The sequence below is a fragment of the Micromonospora sp. NPDC049060 genome (genome assembly GCF_040649055.1).
Lineage (GTDB): Bacteria > Actinomycetota > Actinomycetes > Mycobacteriales > Micromonosporaceae > Micromonospora > Micromonospora reichwaldensis.
This window is the reverse complement of the sequence record NZ_JBEZEV010000044.1, coordinates 1-15,063: the sequence shown is the minus strand read 5'-3', so window position 1 is coordinate 15,063 and position 15,063 is coordinate 1. Positions and strand designations below refer to the sequence as shown.

Below are 15,063 nucleotides of genomic sequence, written 5' to 3'. Positions count from 1 at the left end.
AATGTCGCTGTATGGGGGTCGCTGGTTCCGTCGTCCCGGTTGGTCCGCGCTGGCAGCGCGCCCGGCAGGTCGCCCGCCTCGCGGCGATCGGCACGGGCGCCACCGCCGCGGCCGTGGTGGCGACCGGCGGCGTGCTCCTCGGGCAGGCCCGGCAGGCCCGCCGCACGATCCCGATGGCCGAGGCGCCCCCGCCGCGCTGCGACGGCGTCTACGGCGCGAAGCTGCCCGGCCCGCCGGTCACCGTCGTCGTGCTCGGCGACTCGTCGGCCGCCGGCTACGGCGTGCACCGCCGCCGGGAGACGCCCGGCGCCCTGCTCGCCACCGGGCTGTCCCGCCGCCTGCAACGCCCCGTCCGGCTGCACCGCTTCGCCGTGGTGGGCGCCATCTCGGCAGTGCTGCGACACCAGGTGGAGGCGGCGCTGGAGTGCCAGCCCGACGTCGCGGTGATCCTGATCGGCGGCAACGACGTGACCAACCGCGCACCGTTCGCCCTGGCGGTGCGCTACCTGGTCGACGCGGTCCGCACGCTGCGCGCGGCCGGCTGCGAGGTGGTCGTCGGCACCTGCCCCGACCTGGGCGCGATCCGGCCGATCCAGCCGCCGCTGCGGTGGCTGGCCCGGCACTGGAGCCGGCAGCTCGCCGCCGCCCAGACGGTGGCCGTGGTCGAGGCCGGCGGCTGGACGGTCTCCCTCGGCGACCTGCTCGGTCCCCGGTTCACGGCGGAGCCGACCCGGATGTTCGCCTGGGACCGTTTCCACCCCTCGGCGGAGGGCTACGCGATGGCCGCCGCCGCACTGCTGCCGACCGTGCTGTCCGCGCTCGGCGCGGGGCAGGAACGCCGCCCGACCCTCGTCCGGGACGAGGGCGTGCGCTCGCTGCCGCAGGCCGCCCAGGAGGCGGCCCGCCACGCGGGCACCGAGGTCAGCGGCACCCGGGTCAGGGGGCGCGAGCGCGGCCCCGCCGGCCGGTGGGCGCAACTGCGCCGACGGGCCTTCTTCGGTGTCGGCGCGGCGCCGCAGCCCAGCCCCGCCGCCGACTCACCCACACTGGAGGGACTGGCATGAGCGAGCGCTTCATCCCCTCGGGGCTCGCCAATCGACTGGGCCGGGCGGCGACGCTCAGCCTCATCGCCGGCACGGTCGGCGGCGCCGCCGTCCTCGCCGGTCAGGCCTTCGCCGCCCGGCACCGCCGGTACGCCCAGCCGGAGCTGGCGCTCGCCCTGCGCGCCACGGTCGGACGGGCCGACGCGCCACCGCTTCGCCTGGTGCTGCTCGGCGACTCGTCCGCCCTCGGCGTCGGGGTCGGCCGCCTCGACGAGACCATCGGTGGGCAGCTGGCCAACCTGCTCGCCGAGGGCCCGAGCGGTCGCCGGGTGCACCTGTCCAGCGTCGGCGTCTCCGGCTCACGCTCGACCGACCTGGCCACCCAGGTGGCCCGGGCGCTGCTCGGCGAGCGCCCCGACGTGGCGGTGATCCTGATCGGGGCGAACGACGCCACCACCCTGCGTCGCCCGGTGGAGGCCGCCGCCTACCTCGGGGCGGCCGTGCACCGGCTCCGCGAGGCCCGGGTGGAGGTGGTCGTCGGCACGTGCCCCGACCTGGGCGCCGTACGCGCCATCGCGCCGCCGCTGCGCACCGTGGTCGGCTGGTCGGGGCGGCGGGTGGCCCGCGCCCAGGCGGCGGCGGTGCTCGACGCCGGCGGCACGGTGGTCGACCTGGCCACCGAGACCGGCGCCGTGTTCCGGGCCGACGCCGGGACGCTCTGCCACGACGGCTACCACCCCTCCGCCGACGGCTACCGGGTCTGGGCGCACGCCCTGCTGCCGGCCGTCGCCGCCGCCGCGGCGGTCGCCTCCCGGCAGTGACCCGCCGGCCGCCCCCGCCCGGACGCGGTGCCCGCTTTGCCGGCGCTGATCCACCCGCCGTCCCGGCCGGGCACTGCGGCCGGCTCCCGGCACTGACCCGGCGGCCGTCCCCGCTGTCCCGCCGGGCGTGACATTTCCCGGCCGGCGGGCAGCTTCCGCCCGAAGTTACCGACGGGTTAACGTTGGTCCATGCCGACTGAGTCGTCCCGCGACGCCGTCATCGTCGCCACCGCCCGCTCCCCCATCGGCCGGGCGCACAAGGGTTCGCTGCGCGACGTCCGCCCGGACGACCTCGCCGCGACCATCGTGCGGGCCGCCCTGGACAAGGTTCCCCAGCTCGACCCGACCGAGATCGACGACCTCTACCTGGGGTGCGGTCTGCCCGGCGGCGAGCAGGGCTTCAACATGGCCCGGGTGGTCGCCACCCTGATGGGCCTGGACACCCTGCCCGGCGCGACGCTCACCCGCTACTGCGCGTCGTCGCTGCAGACCACCCGGATGGCGATGCACGCGATCCGGGCCGGCGAGGGCGACGTGTTCGTCTCCGCCGGCGTGGAGACCGTCTCCCGGTACGCCCGCGGCAACTCCGACGGGCTGCCGAAGGAGGCGCAGGCGCTGGTCGGCGGCGGCTGGGAGAACCCGCGCTTCGCCGCCGCGGCCGAGCGTTCGAAGGCCCGCGCCCAGGGCGGGGCCCCGGTCTGGACCGACCCGCGCGAGGCCGGCGAGTTGCCGGACATCTACCTGACCATGGGGCAGACCGCCGAGAACCTGGCCCAGGTGTACGACGTCACCCGCGCCGACATGGACGAGTTCGGCGTACGCAGCCAGAACCTCGCCGAGAAGGCCATCGCCGACGGCTTCTGGGCCCGGGAGATCACCCCGGTCACCGCGCCGGACGGCACGGTGGTCAGCACCGACGACGGTCCGCGCGCCGGGGTCACCCTGGAGGGCGTCTCCGGGCTGAAGCCGGTGTTCCGTCCGGACGGTCGCATCACCGCCGGCAACTGCTGCCCGCTGAACGACGGCGCCGCCGCCGTGGTGATCATGAGCGCCCAGCGGGCCAGGGACCTCGGCATCACGCCGTTGGCCAGGATCGTCTCCACCGGCGTGACCGCCCTCTCGCCGGAGATCATGGGCCTCGGCCCGGTCGAGGCCACCCGGCAGGCGCTCAAGCGGGCCGGGATGACCATCGACGACGTCGACCTGGTGGAGATCAACGAGGCGTTCGCCGCGCAGGTGATCCCCTCGTACCGCCAGCTCGGCATCCCGCTCGAGAAGCTGAACGTCGCCGGTGGCGCGATCGCCGTCGGGCACCCGTTCGGCATGACCGGCGCCCGGATCACCGGCACCCTGCTCAACGCCCTGGACTGGCACGACAAGACGATCGGCCTGGAGACCATGTGCGTGGGCGGCGGCCAGGGCATGGCCATGGTCGTCGAGCGCCTGAGCTGAGCGGACGGCGCCACCACGGGCTGCCCGGCCGGGCGCCGGGATCGTCCCGAGCGGCCCTCGCCGCCCGGCCGGAGCCCGGACGAGCTGTGGGTCGCCGTTCCTCGTGGAGAGGGTCGCGGGTCGCCGTCAGACTTGGAGGGCGTCGCGGGTCGCCGTCGGCCCTGGAGAGCGCACCGGGTCGCCGCCACCCCTGGAGAGCGTTGCGGGTCGCCGCCACCCCTGGAGAGCGTTGCGGGTCGCCGCCACCCCTGGAGAGCGTTGCGGGTCGCCGCCACCCCTGGAGAGCGTTGCGGGTCGCCGTCGGCCCTAGAGAGCGTTGCGGGTCGCCGTCACCTCGGCGGCGGCCCGCGCCAGCACCTCCGGCGGCGGGGCGGTGGCGACCAGGTCGGCGGCCACCACCCGGAGCTGGTCGGGCAGCGCCAGGTCGTTGTCGAGCCGGGGCACCGTGCGTCGGGGTCCGCCCTCGACGTCGGCGGCCAGGTTGGCCATCTCCTGCACCAGCCGGTGCACGAGGTCGGCGCGGGACACGTTGCCACCGGCGGCCGCTGCCGCCCAGCGGGGCTGCTGCCAGTGCCCGACCTGGCGCACCAACAACTCCACCGCCCGCCCCAACTCCCCGCCACCCACATCCAAAGTCTACGAACCCCCGCCCCGCGTCCCTTCCCCGCACCCCGACCCCGCCCTGCCCGGCCCTGGCCCCGCCTGGCCCCGCCCTGCCCGGCCTGCCCTGGCCCCACCCGGCCCCGGACCCGTCCCCGCCTGCCCTGCCCCGGCCCGCCGCCCCAGCCCAGCCCGCGGCCCGGCCCGGCCCGGCCCGCGCCGTCGATCATGGACTTGTGGTGGGCGACTGGGGCGCTTTCGCCCCTTTCGCGGGACACCACAACTGCATGATCGACGGCGAGAGCTGGGGCAGGGCGGCGGGGAGGGAGGGGTGGGCGGGATCGGCGGCGAGGGTGGGGCGAGGGCCAGGCCCGGGACGGTTCACGCGGGGCCGGAGCGGGCGGGGCCGGAGCGGCCGGGGCCAGGGCGGGCGGGGATCGGGGCGAGCGGGGGTGGACGACGGCGCCCGCCCTCGCGGATGCGGGGGCGGGCGCCGGTCGGTCGCGGGCGACGGTCAGTCGTCGCCCTGGAAGTAGCTCAGCAGGCGCAGGATCTCGATGTAGAGCCAGACCAGGCTGACCAGGATGCCGAAGGCGGCGACCCAGGAGTAGCGCTGGGGCAGCCCCATCCGGACGCCGTCCTCGACCTCCTTGAAGCTGAGCACGAAGCTCAGCGAGGCGACCACGATGCAGACAAGGCTGAACCCGATCGCCAGCGGGCTGCCGTCGCGCAGGCCGGTGTTCACGCCGAAGAGCGCGAACACGAGGTTGATCAGCATGACGGCGAAGAGACCCGCCATCACGGCGATCATGCCCTTGACGAACTTCGGGGTGGCCCGGATGACCTTCGCCTTGTAGAGCATGGCCATCACGAAGAAGACACCGAACGTGGCGGTCACCGCCTGGACCACGATGCCGTCGTAGAGCGAATTGAAGAACTTGCTGACCATGCCGACGAAGACGCCCTCGACGACGGCGTACGCGACGACCAGCGCCGGGTTCGCCATCCGGGAGAACGAGATGATCAGGCCGAGGACCAGGCCGACGACCGCCGCGCCGATCCAGGCCGCGCCGAGCAGCGCGTCGGGCACCAGCACCCAGGCGGCCGCGGCGGAGACGCCGAGGATGCCGAGGAGCGTGACGGTCTTGACCACCACGTCGTCGATCGACATGGTGTTGACGGTCGGCGGGGCCGCCGGGTAGCCGGCCTCCGTCGGGTACTGCTGTGGATAACCGGGCTGTCCGTACGGCCCGGTCGGGGCGTACCCGGCGGAGCGCTCCCGCTCGGCCGCCTGGCCGAGCCGGGCGAGCACCGGGTTCGAAGTCTTCACTGTCAGGCCTCCCTCAGGGGGTCGTTGCACGTGAACGTGCACCCCCAAGAGTAAACGCCCAGGGCAGTCCCGTGGAGATCGCCAAGCTGAGCGGAAGCTGAGAGTGCGGCGTGCCCGGGGCGGGGGTCGAACCCGCACGCCTTGCGGCAGCCGCTTTTAAGGCGGCCGTGTCTGCCGTTCCACCACCCGGGCGGGTGACACCGCGCGGGTCGACACGCGTGGTGCAGTGTCACGGTAGCGGGTCGGCGGCGACCCGGCGTACCCCGGCGGGCGGGTCGCACTAGGGTCGAGACCGTGAGCAGCGCAGCCCCCACGGCCCCCGACGCCGTCCCTGACCAGGCTGTCCTCGCCGTCGACCGGCCGTCCCGCCGGCTCCGGGCGGCGCGCCTGCTGACCGCCCTCCACCGTCGCCGGGCGGACGTCACCGTCGCGCTGCTCTTCGTGGCGCTGGCCGGCTGGCTCACCCACGGGCTCTGGCCCGACCCGGGGGCCCGGGTCCTGGCGCTCAACCCGGAGGACCAGGCTCTCTACGAGTGGTTCCTCGCCGTCGACTCGCGGGCGCTGCTCGGCGACTTCGACCTGCTCACCGGTCGGCTCAACGCGCCGGACGGGGTCAACCTGATGACCAACACCACAGTCATCGCGCTCGGGGTGCTCCTCGCCCCGGTGACCCTGTCGTTCGGCGCGCCGGTGACCTTCGCCCTGCTGGCCATGGCGAACCTGGCGGGCACCGCGATCGCCTGGTACCTGCTCTTCACCCGGGTCCTGCGCGCCCGCCGGCTCGCCGCCGCGCTCGGGGCGGCGCTCTGCGGGTTCGGCCCGGGGATGGTCTCGCAGACCAACAGCCACCTGCACATGACCGCGCAGTGGCTCGTGCCGGTGATCGTCTGGCTGGTGGTCCGCATGCTGCGGGCCGCCGACCCGGCGGGCACCGCCGACGGGCCGGACCGCCGGCGGGTGGTCAGTTCGGCAGTCGGCCTGGCCGCGGCGGTCACCGTGCAGGTCTTCGTCGGCGAGGAGGTGCTCTTCCTCTGCGCGGTCACGCTGCTGGTGATGGCGGTCACCTACGCGGTGGCGGACCGGAACCTGGCCCGCCGCGCCCTGCCCGGCTTCGCCGCCGGGATGATGCTCGCCGCCGGGCTGGCCCTGGTCGTACTGGCCTGGCCGCTGTGGTTCCAGTTCGCCGGCCCGCAGGGCGTCGCGGACGGCATGTTCAGCCCGCACTACTTCTCGGCGGACCTGCGCAGCTGGTGGACCGTCTCGCCGCTGTCGGTCGCGGGCGGCGACGGGGCTGCCCGGCTGACCACCGGGCCGGCCGAGTACAACACCTTCCTCGGGCTGCCCCTGCTGCTGGTCGCCGCCGCCTGCGCGCTCTGGCTGGGCCGTCGCCCGCTGGTCGTCGCGTGCGTGGTCGGCACGCTCGTGACGGGGGCGCTGTCGCTCGGCCCCCGGGTGGTCGTCGACGGCGAACGCACCGCCGTCCCGGGCCCGTACGCCCTGCTCTCGGGCCTGCCCGTGGTGGACGGTGCGCTGCCGATGCGGTTCGCCCTCGCGGTGCTCCCGCTCATCGCCACGCTGCTGGTGCTGGCGGTCGACCGGGCGCTGCGCGGCACCGGCCGGACCCGCCGCCTGGTGCCGGCGGCGGTCGGCGTGGCGCTGCTGCCGCTGCTGCCGACCCCGCTGCCCACCGCCGAGCGCCCGCCGCTGCCCGAGTTCGTCACCGGCGGGCACTGGCGCCAGTGCGTCGAGCCGGGCGGGGTGCTGGTGCCGGTGCCGCTCGCCACGCCCAAGCAACCGTGGCCGATGCGCTGGGCGACCGCCGCCGACGCGGCGTTCGGCATGCCGGAGGGCTTCTTCATCGGCCCGTACGGTCGCGGCGGCACGGCGGCGATGGGCACCTACGCGCAGCCCACGTCGGCCCTGCTGGCCGAGGTCGGCAGGCGCGGCGGGCAACCCGTCATCGGGGACGAACAGCGCCGGCAGGCCGCGGAGGACGCGGAGTTCTGGGGCGCCTCCTGCGTGGCGCTGGCCGACGGCACCCCGCACGCCGACAGCCTTCGCGGCACGCTAGAGCAGCTCTACGGCCCCGCCACCCGGATCGCCGACGCCTGGACCTGGCGCGTCTGACCCGCACCCGCTGAACACGCGAAAAGCCCCCTCCGCGCAGGCGGAGGGGGCTTCGCGTGCTCCGTCAGGCGCGGCCGGCGCCGACCGGCTGGGACGCCTCGGCGAACTCCTCGCGCGGATCGTGGAGCTGGCCGAGGGCGACCACCTCGCGCTTGAGGAAGAACGCCAGCGACCAGTCGACCACGACCCGGACCTTGCGGTTCAACGACGGGATCCGGCTCATGTGGTACGTCCGGTGCATGAACCACGCCGGCCAGCCGGTCATCTTGATCCCGTACACCTGGGCCACGCCCTTGTGCAGGCCGAGGCTGGCGACGCTGCCGGCGTGCTTGTGCTTGTACTCCACCGGCTCCCGGCCACGGACGACGTTGACGATGTTGTCGGCCATCCGGGCGGCCTGGCGGACCGCGTGCTGGGCGCTCGGCGAGCAGTAGTTGCCCGGCTCCTTGGTCAGGTCCGGTACGGCCGCGCAGTCACCGGCACTCCAGGCGCCGTCGACCACCCGGTCGCCGTCGACCACCTGGAGGGTCGGCAGGCAGGTGACCCGCCGCCGCTCGTCGCGGGGGAAGTCCGTCGCGTCCAGCATCGGCGACGGCTTCACGCCGGCCGTCCAGACGATGGTGTCGGAGCGGAAGCTGTCGCCGTCGGAGAGCTTCACCACCCCGTCGAGGCAGGACTCCAGGCGGGTGTCCAGCCGGATGTCCATGTTCCGCTTGAGCAGCTGCTGCACCGTGTAGGCGCCCATGTCCCGGTCGACCTCGGGCAGCACCCGCTGGGTCGCCTCGACCAGCACCCAGCGCATGTCCTCCGGCTTGAGCTCCGGGTAGTACTTCAGGGCGTCCCGGGCCATGTCCTCCATCTCGGCGAGCGCCTCGATGCCGGCGTACCCGCCGCCGACGAAGGTGAAGGTCAGCGCCGAACGGCGGACGGCCGGGTCGGGCGTGGCGGCGGCCACGTCGAGCCGGTCCAGCACGTGGTTGCGCAGGTAGATGGCCTCGCCGATGGTCTTGAAGCCGATGCCGTGCTCGTGCAGGCCGGGGATCGGCAGCGTCCGGGAGACCGAACCCGGGGCGACGACCACGTGGTCGTACGGGATCTCCCGGGTGGGGCCGCTGATGGGCTGCACCACGGCGGTCTTGCGGTGGTGGTCGATCCGGGTCACCGCGCCCGCCACCACCTTGCACCGCCGCAACTCCCGCCGCAACGGCACCACGGAGTGCCGGGGCGAGATGTTGCCGGCCGCCGCCTCCGGCAGGAACGGCTGGTAGGTCATGTGGGGCTGAGGGTCCACCACGACGACCTCGGCCTCACGGGAGCTGAGCTTCTTCGACAGGCGCAGGGCCGCGTAGAGACCGACGTGCCCGGCACCCACCACAAGGATCCGCTTCGGGTTCACGTCATCTATCTTTCCCCGCGCGGCCCGGCTAATCCCGCTCGCGCCCCTTCTCTGTGACGGAGCACAACCCCTGTGACCTGCATGACTACCCCGAAAAGGGGCCGTCACCTGCGGCGCAGCAGCCACCCCAGCAACGCCGCCACCGCCACCGCCACGAGCAGACCGACCACCGTCGCCGCCTGGTGTCCGGCGTCACCGCCGAGCCTGCCGACCTCGACCAGCAGGACACCGAGGACGAAGGTGGCCAGCAGCACCGCGCCGGCCCGGGCCAGCCACCGCACGATCAGGTTCGGGTCGACCACCGCGTCGTACGGCAGCACGGCGGCCAGCGCGCAGAGGGTGTGGGTGAGGTAGAGCACCGCCGCCACGGCGAGCAGCCGCCAGAGGGCGATCGGCCGGCCGTACCCGTCGGTGGCGACCAGCCAGCCGCCGACCGTGACCAGCGCCGCGAAGGTCGGCCAGACCCGACGCGGCCCGACCGCAGGCAGGACCGCCACCGCCACGAGGGCGAGCAGCGGCCGCCCGAGCAGCACCTCCGAGGGGTACGCGAGCAGCAGGCCGACCAGCACGGTGAGGAAGATGCCGGCGCGCACCAGCAGCGGCGTCAGGCTGATCCGGGCGGCGGCGTACCGCAGCGCTCTGACCCGTTCGGTGACCGCGCTCACCGGGCCAGCCTTTCGTTCGCGACTGCGGGACTCCGCTGCGCTACATTCCTCGCGCTCACGGGGCCAGCCTTTCGTTCGCGACTGCGGGACTCCGCTGCGCTACATTCCTCGCGCTCACGGGGTCCGCCTTTCGTTCGCGACTGCGGGACTCCGCTGCGCTACATTCCTCGCGCTCACCGGGCCACCCTCGGGGCGGTCGCCAGGCGGGCCACGTCCCGCAGCACCTCGTCGAGGCTGCCCGCGCCGGCCCACCGCACCACCGGCACGCCGTGCTCCCGCAGCTGCCCGATCATGGTGTCCCGGTCCAGCCGCCACAGCCGGTACGCCACCTCGGCCCAGCCCCGGTCCTTCGGCGGGGTGAGGTCCGCCGGCAGGGTGTCCACCGCGACCACGAACCGCCCGGAGCGGGTCAGCCGGGCCAGCATCTGCGCCGACCGTTCGTCGAGCAGCGGGGTGAGGACCACCACCAGCGCGTCCGCCGACAGCAGTTGCGGCCCGAACACCTGGTCGTACGGCTCGTGCGGCGAGTGCTCCGCCCGCACCTCGAGCAGCCACTCCAGGACCGTCAGGTACTGCCGGCGGCCGGTGGCCGGGCGCAGCCGGCGGGCGGACGGGCCGTACTCGAGCATCGACACCCGGTCGCCACGGTGCAGGTAGTGCTCGGCGATCGCGGCGGCGGCCCGGACGGTGGTGTCCAGCACGGAGGCGGCCCCGGACACGCCGCCCGAGCGGCCCGCCTCGGCGAGCACGTCGAGCAGCACCACCACCTCGGCGTCGCGGTCGGAGAGGGTGGCCGCCACGTGCAGTTGCCGGGCGCGCAGCGACACCCGCCAGTCGATCCGGCGCAGCCGGTCGCCCGGGGCGAAGACCCGTACGCCGGCCAGTTCGCCGCCCTCGCCGGGCCGGCGGGAGTGGTGCGCGCCGACCAGGCCGGCGGCCCGGGGCATCGCCTCGACCGCGTCGAACGGCTCGGTCCTCGGATAGACCCGCAACCGGGACGGCTCGGCGATCACGGCGCGGGAGACCAGCAGTCCCTGCGCGGCGGCCGCCCGGGCGCCCGCCGGTCCGATGGGGTGCCGGCCCCAGCGCAACGCCGTGCCGGTCAACTCCAGGTCCACGGCCGCCGCCGTCGGGACGGCGGTCACGAACGGCCGGTCGGCGACGGACGGGGCGACGGCCGAGCTCGCCCCGGACGCGGTGGTCGCCCCGGCGATCGTCACCTGCTGCACCCGCAGCCACGGCGAGACCCGGCTGCGCACCACCGCCACGTCGTAGTCGAGCAGGTCGGGGTTGCCGACGGTGACCGTGCCGGTCAACTCGCCGCCCTCGACCAGGTGCCCCTCGTCGGCGGAGACCCAGATCTGCGGCAGGGCGGTCGGCCGGCGGCGCAGCGCGTACGCGGTGCCCAGCGCGAACGGGGCGGCCAGCACGACCAGGTCCACCCGGCCGAGCAGCACCCCCGCGATCAGCAGCAGCCCGGTGAGGAGCACCGCCCGGCCGAGCGCCCACGTGGGCACCCAGCCGGTCGCGGGTCCTGGCTCCGGTGGCGGCGACTCGACCCGGGCCGACACGGCGGACGCGACCATCAGTGCCCGGGGCCGGCGGCGTAGCTGGGCAGCGCACCGCTGGCGGGCGCCGGGGTCGCCTCCAGCACCTCGCCGACCACGAAGGACGGGTCGACACGACGCAACCACATCTCGGGACGCAACGTGATCCGGTGCGCCAGGGCGGGCGCCGCGACCTCCTTGACGTCCTCCGGGACGACGTAGTCGCGCCCGGCCATCACGGCCCGTACGCGGGACAGCAGCAGCAGCGCCAGCGAGCCGCGCGGCGAGGCGCCCACCAGCACCGACGGGTGTTCCCGGGTGGCGGCGGTCAGCGCGACGATGTAGCGGCCGACGGAGTCCTCCACGACCACGTCCTCCAGCGCGGCCTGCATGGCGCGCAGGGTCGCCGCGTCGACCACCGGCTTGATCTCCGCCTCCTCGCGGCGGCGGGCCATCCGCCGGCGCAGCACCTCCCACTCCTCCTCGGCTTCGGGGTAGCCGAAGGAGACCCGGAGCAGAAACCGGTCGAGCTGCGCCTCCGGCAGCGGGTACGTGCCCTCGTACTCGATGGGGTTGGCGGTGGCGAGCACGTGGAACGGCTCGTCCAGCTTGTACGTCACGCCCTCCACCGAGACCTGCTTCTCCTGCATCGCCTCCAGCAGGGCCGACTGGGTCTTCGGCGGGGTCCGGTTGATCTCGTCGGCGAGGAGCAGGTTGGTGAAGACCGGCCCGGCCCGGAACGAGAAGTCACCGCTGCGCTGGTCGTACAGGAACGAACCGGTCACGTCGGCGGGCAGCAGGTCGGGGGTGAACTGGAGCCGGCGGAAGTCCAGCCCGAGCGCCTGGGCGAAGGACCTCGCGGTCAGCGTCTTACCGAGGCCCGGCAGGTCCTCCAGCAGCACGTGGCCGCCGGCCAGGATGCCGGCGAGCACCAGCTCCAGCGCGTCCCGCTTGCCGACGACGACCTGACCGACCGCCTCCAGCACCGACCGGGCGAGGGGGCCGACCTCGGCGGCGGGCATGCTGCGGTCCACGTCGTTCATCACAGTCTCTCCAGTTCGGCGACGATCGCCGCGAGGTTGCGCGGCGACGGGGTGCGGCGAGGCGGGGTCTCCAGGAACTTCCACAGCTGGTCACCCAGCAGCACCCGGGCCCGGGCCGGATCCGACTCGCGGGTCACGCCGTGCCGCTGGCTCAGCCGCTCGTCGGCCAACTCCCCGAGCCGGGGCAGGATCACGGTGGTGAAGCGTTCGGGCCGGGAGGCCGACCAGTCCAGCGGCAGTTCCCAGCCGTTGATCGCGGTGCGCAGCGCGTCCCTGGCACCCCAGTTCCAGGTGCCGTCGTCGTCGGCGACAGGGGCCCGGCCGCCGCCGCGGGGCGGGGGCGGGGGCGCGAGGGCGGCGACGACGCGACGCACCACGAACAGCGCGACCACCCCGGCCACGAGGATCGGCAGCGAGGCCCGCAGGCCCACCAGGCGCAGGCCGGCGACCAGCACGATCACGACGGCCGCGACGCCGGCCAGGGGACGCAGCACCCGGCCGACCCGCCCGCCCCGCCGGGACTCGGCGCGTGCCGGCCGCTCGTCCTCGACGCTCAGCAGGTCGTCGATGCTGGTGCTGCTCACGGCGTCACCTCGCCACGTCGGGCGGGCGCCGGCCGCGCCCCGGTCACGCCGGTACCTCCGTGTCGTCGGCGACCACGACGGTCAACTCGCCGCGCAGCCGGCGCAGCGCCGCCCGGGCCTGGTCGCGGGTGCGCTCGTCGACCTCACGGCTGGCGTAGCGGGCCTCGCGGTAGACGTGGGCGAACTCGGCCAGCACGTCGGCGCTGGCGATGGCCGGGATGCCCACCGACGGGTCACCCCGCAACAGCCGGGTGACCAGGTCGGTGGGGGTGTCGCCGGCCAGCCGGGGCACGCCGGCCCCGGCCGCGGCCTGCTCCAGGCGCACCCAGCAGGCGATCACCGCCGTACGCGGATCGGTGTCGCGGTCGTCCAACTCCTCCAGGCCGGCGTCGAGGGCCGCGGCCACCTCGCGGGCGGTGCCCTCGGGCGTCCGCCGGGACCGCTGGGCCGGCAGCGCCCGGGTGGTGCGGCGTATCGCGCCCCGGACCAACGTCCAGGTGAGATAGCCGAAGACGACGAGGATCGCCAGCCCGAGCAGTACGATGGCGGCGGTGGCGATCCACTGCGGGATCGACGCCTGGGTGGCCTGACCGGCGTCCCGCGGTTCGACGGGGATCGACTCGACCGGCTCGCCGCTCGGATACTCCGGCACGTACGGGATGTTGTCGGCGGCGGGCGGGATCCGGCTGGCGCCGATCGACGAGTGGGTGGACGAGAACGCGGCGACGGCCAGCAGGAGCACCACCGCCGCGACCGGCCACCACCTGCGCAGGACGCTGATTTCCATCGGGGGCTACCTCCGGGTCGCCGGGGCGTGTCCCACGACTCGACGCGTTCCGTCCGTCATCGCCACCGCCCCCGCGCCTCAGTCCGCCCCGGCCAGTTGCTTCGCCCGGGCGAACACATCGTCCAGCATCCCTGGTGTCAGCCGCCCGGTGAAGGTGTTCTGCTGGCTGACGTGGTAGCAGCCGAGCAGCGCCGGCGCGCCCGTGCCGGACCAGTGTGCCCCATGGCCGAACGCCGGTCGCGGGCTGGGCGGGCGCAGACCGTACACCTGGCGCAGCACCGGCCACCACGAGGCCCAGGCGAACGCACCCAGCGCGACCACGACGCGCAGGGTGGGCCGGATCAGCGCGACCTCGCGGTGCAGCCACGGCGCGCACGTGTCCCGTTCCTCGGGGGTGGGCTTGTTGTCCGGCGGGGCGCAGCGCACGGCGGAGAAGATCCGCAGCTCGCGCAGGGTCAGCCCGTCGTCGGCGGCGACGCTGGTCGGCTGGTTGGCCAGCCCGGCCCGGTGCAACGCGGCGAACAGGACGTCGCCGGACCGGTCGCCGGTGAAGATGCGGCCCGTGCGGTTGCCGCCGTGCGCGGCGGGCGCCAGGCCGAGGATGGCGATGCGCGCGTCGGGGACGCCGAAGCCGGGCACCGGCCGGCCCCAGTATTCCTGGTCCCGGAAGGCCGCCCGGCGGACACGGGCCACCTCCTCGCGCCACCGCACCAGCCGCGGGCAGGCGAAGCAGTCGCTGACGGCGGCGTCGAGGTCGGCCAGGTCGGTCGCCCGCGCGGCGCGGGCGACCACCTCGTCGGGCGTACGGGGCTCAGCCAAGCTTGGCCCGGAAGAGTTCGAGGGTGCGGGCCCAGGCGGTGGCGGCGGCGCGCTGGTCGAAGTGCTCCGGCCGGTCCTCGTTGAAGAAGGCGTGCGAGGTGCCGGGGTAGTCGTGGACCTGGCAGGTGCCGCCGGAGGTCTCGATGGCGCGGCGGACGGTGCGTACGCCGTCGGCAGCGGAGGTGCCGTCCTCTTCGGAGCAGTGGATGAGCGCCGCCTTGCCCGCGTAGTCGGGCCACTCGGGGCGCATCCCGTCCCACGGCAGCCGGGGGTAGAAGGCGGTGGTGGCGACGAGCCGCTCGGACCGGGTCGCCGCCCAGAGGGCCAGGCTCGCCCCGGCGCAGAAGCCCGCACAGCCCACCTTGCCGGCGACCTCGGGCCGGCTGGCGAGGTAGTCGGCCGCGCCGGCGATGTCCGCCGCCGCCTCGTCCATCTGCTGACTGTTCAGCATCTGCCGGGGCTCACTCGGCTTGCTGGCCGGGCCGCCGTGGCGGAAGTCCGGGGCGAGGGCGACGAAACCGGCCTCGGCGAAGCGGTCCACGACCGCCCGGACGTGCGGCACCAGGCCCCACCAGTCCTGGATGACGATGACCGCAGGGCTGGTCGCACCGCCGGAGGGTATCGCGAGATACCCCTCGCCCGTCCCCCCGTTGCCGCGGTAGCTCACCATCTCGCCCATCGGCCGTCCTCCTAGCGGTCAGTCATCGTTGGCTGGTCGCACAGTGTTGCTACGTGTCGGTAGCCTGCCACGCCGTGATCGCCCGGGGAAGACGCCGGAACAGTGGCATACACCTCCTGCCGGCGCCCCACCCACGTACGCCGACGGCGGCGCGGACGATGCGTCGAAGT

Annotated in this window: 13 protein-coding genes, 1 tRNA gene and 1 pseudogene; 4 read left to right on the top strand and 11 right to left on the bottom strand. The window is 74.8% G+C overall.

Features of this window, described 5'->3' with window-relative positions; all coding sequences use genetic code 11:
• Positions 1 to 11: 11 nt before the first annotated feature.
• The 3 genes and pseudogenes from AB0B83_RS17490 to AB0B83_RS17480 form a co-directional block, all read left to right on the top strand.
• Positions 12 to 1,072 (top strand): annotated as a pseudogene (locus tag AB0B83_RS17490) (SGNH/GDSL hydrolase family protein); the annotation flags it as partial.
• Positions 1,061 to 1,864, top strand: coding sequence for an SGNH/GDSL hydrolase family protein (locus AB0B83_RS17485; RefSeq protein ID WP_357579080.1), 804 nt, complete (start codon positions 1,061 to 1,063; stop codon positions 1,862 to 1,864). The pseudogene AB0B83_RS17490 and the gene AB0B83_RS17485, both read left to right, overlap by 12 nt.
• Before the next feature lie 189 nt (positions 1,865 to 2,053).
• The gene (locus tag AB0B83_RS17480) at positions 2,054 to 3,316 is read left to right on the top strand and encodes an acetyl-CoA C-acetyltransferase (RefSeq protein ID WP_357579060.1); all 1,263 of its coding nucleotides are present in this window, start codon (positions 2,054 to 2,056) and stop codon (positions 3,314 to 3,316) included.
• 306 nt (positions 3,317 to 3,622) lie between these two features.
• On the opposite strand, the gene AB0B83_RS17475 is transcribed toward AB0B83_RS17480, so the two are convergent.
• From AB0B83_RS17475 to AB0B83_RS17465, 3 genes are all read right to left on the bottom strand, one after another.
• Positions 3,623 to 3,943 carry a hypothetical protein gene (locus tag AB0B83_RS17475; protein WP_357579059.1) on the bottom strand — a complete coding sequence of 107 codons (321 nt, stop codon included), beginning with the start codon at positions 3,941 to 3,943 and terminating at the stop codon, positions 3,623 to 3,625.
• Positions 3,944 to 4,430: 487 nt separating this feature from the next.
• Positions 4,431 to 5,246 (bottom strand): Bax inhibitor-1/YccA family protein, encoded by an 816-nt coding sequence (locus tag AB0B83_RS17470; protein ID WP_121396533.1) that lies wholly within the window; start codon positions 5,244 to 5,246, stop codon positions 4,431 to 4,433.
• 111 nt (positions 5,247 to 5,357) lie between these two features.
• Positions 5,358 to 5,438 (bottom strand) — tRNA-Leu (locus AB0B83_RS17465).
• Positions 5,439 to 5,540: 102 nt separating this feature from the next.
• On the opposite strand from AB0B83_RS17465, the gene AB0B83_RS17460 reads away from it, so the two are divergent.
• Positions 5,541 to 7,373 carry a hypothetical protein gene (locus AB0B83_RS17460; protein WP_357579058.1) on the top strand — a complete coding sequence of 611 codons (1,833 nt, stop codon included), beginning with the start codon at positions 5,541 to 5,543 and terminating at the stop codon, positions 7,371 to 7,373.
• A 64-nt stretch (positions 7,374 to 7,437) separates the two neighbouring features.
• Here the strand turns inward: AB0B83_RS17460 and AB0B83_RS17455 are convergent, their stop codons facing one another.
• The 8 genes from AB0B83_RS17455 to AB0B83_RS17420 all read right to left on the bottom strand — a co-directional run bounded on the left by AB0B83_RS17455 (position 7,438) and on the right by AB0B83_RS17420 (position 14,893).
• The gene (locus AB0B83_RS17455; protein ID WP_311414764.1) at positions 7,438 to 8,769 is read right to left on the bottom strand and encodes an NAD(P)/FAD-dependent oxidoreductase; all 1,332 of its coding nucleotides are present in this window, start codon (positions 8,767 to 8,769) and stop codon (positions 7,438 to 7,440) included.
• A gap of 104 nt (positions 8,770 to 8,873) precedes the next feature.
• Positions 8,874 to 9,434, bottom strand: a complete 561-nt coding sequence (locus tag AB0B83_RS17450; RefSeq protein WP_357579057.1) for a hypothetical protein — start codon at positions 9,432 to 9,434, stop codon at positions 8,874 to 8,876.
• A 173-nt stretch (positions 9,435 to 9,607) separates the two neighbouring features.
• Entirely contained in the window at positions 9,608 to 10,951 is a 1,344-nt protein-coding gene (locus AB0B83_RS17445; protein ID WP_357579056.1) for a DUF58 domain-containing protein, read from the bottom strand.
• 68 nt (positions 10,952 to 11,019) lie between these two features.
• Complete coding sequence (locus tag AB0B83_RS17440) at positions 11,020 to 12,024, bottom strand: MoxR family ATPase (protein WP_357579055.1); 1,005 nt, start codon at positions 12,022 to 12,024, stop codon at positions 11,020 to 11,022.
• Positions 12,024 to 12,608: a hypothetical protein gene (locus AB0B83_RS17435; protein ID WP_357579054.1), complete on the bottom strand. Its 585-nt coding sequence runs from the start codon at positions 12,606 to 12,608 to the stop codon at positions 12,024 to 12,026. The genes AB0B83_RS17440 and AB0B83_RS17435 overlap by 1 nt, the downstream gene beginning before the upstream one ends.
• A 43-nt stretch (positions 12,609 to 12,651) precedes the next feature.
• A complete protein-coding gene (locus AB0B83_RS17430; protein ID WP_357579053.1) occupies positions 12,652 to 13,395 on the bottom strand; it encodes a DUF4129 domain-containing protein in 744 nt (247 codons plus the stop codon).
• A 78-nt stretch (positions 13,396 to 13,473) separates the two neighbouring features.
• Positions 13,474 to 14,187 (bottom strand): uracil-DNA glycosylase, encoded by a 714-nt coding sequence (locus AB0B83_RS17425; protein WP_357579079.1) that lies wholly within the window; start codon positions 14,185 to 14,187, stop codon positions 13,474 to 13,476.
• A 19-nt stretch (positions 14,188 to 14,206) separates the two neighbouring features.
• Positions 14,207 to 14,893 carry a dienelactone hydrolase family protein gene (locus AB0B83_RS17420; protein ID WP_357579052.1) on the bottom strand — a complete coding sequence of 229 codons (687 nt, stop codon included), beginning with the start codon at positions 14,891 to 14,893 and terminating at the stop codon, positions 14,207 to 14,209.
• Positions 14,894 to 15,063 lie beyond the last annotated feature (170 nt).

What these genes read in the sequence shown, in the direction of transcription:
- AB0B83_RS17485 (WP_357579080.1), top strand. Translation starts at nt 1,061, where the DNA reads ATGAGCGAGCGCTTCATCCCCTCGGGGCTCGCCAATCGACTGGGCCGG.
- AB0B83_RS17420 (WP_357579052.1), bottom strand. Translation starts at nt 14,893, where the DNA reads ATGGGCGAGATGGTGAGCTACCGCGGCAACGGGGGGACGGGCGAGGGG.
- AB0B83_RS17480 (WP_357579060.1), top strand. Translation starts at nt 2,054, where the DNA reads ATGCCGACTGAGTCGTCCCGCGACGCCGTCATCGTCGCCACCGCCCGC.
- AB0B83_RS17430 (WP_357579053.1), bottom strand. Translation starts at nt 13,395, where the DNA reads ATGGAAATCAGCGTCCTGCGCAGGTGGTGGCCGGTCGCGGCGGTGGTG.
- AB0B83_RS17440 (WP_357579055.1), bottom strand. Translation starts at nt 12,024, where the DNA reads ATGAACGACGTGGACCGCAGCATGCCCGCCGCCGAGGTCGGCCCCCTC.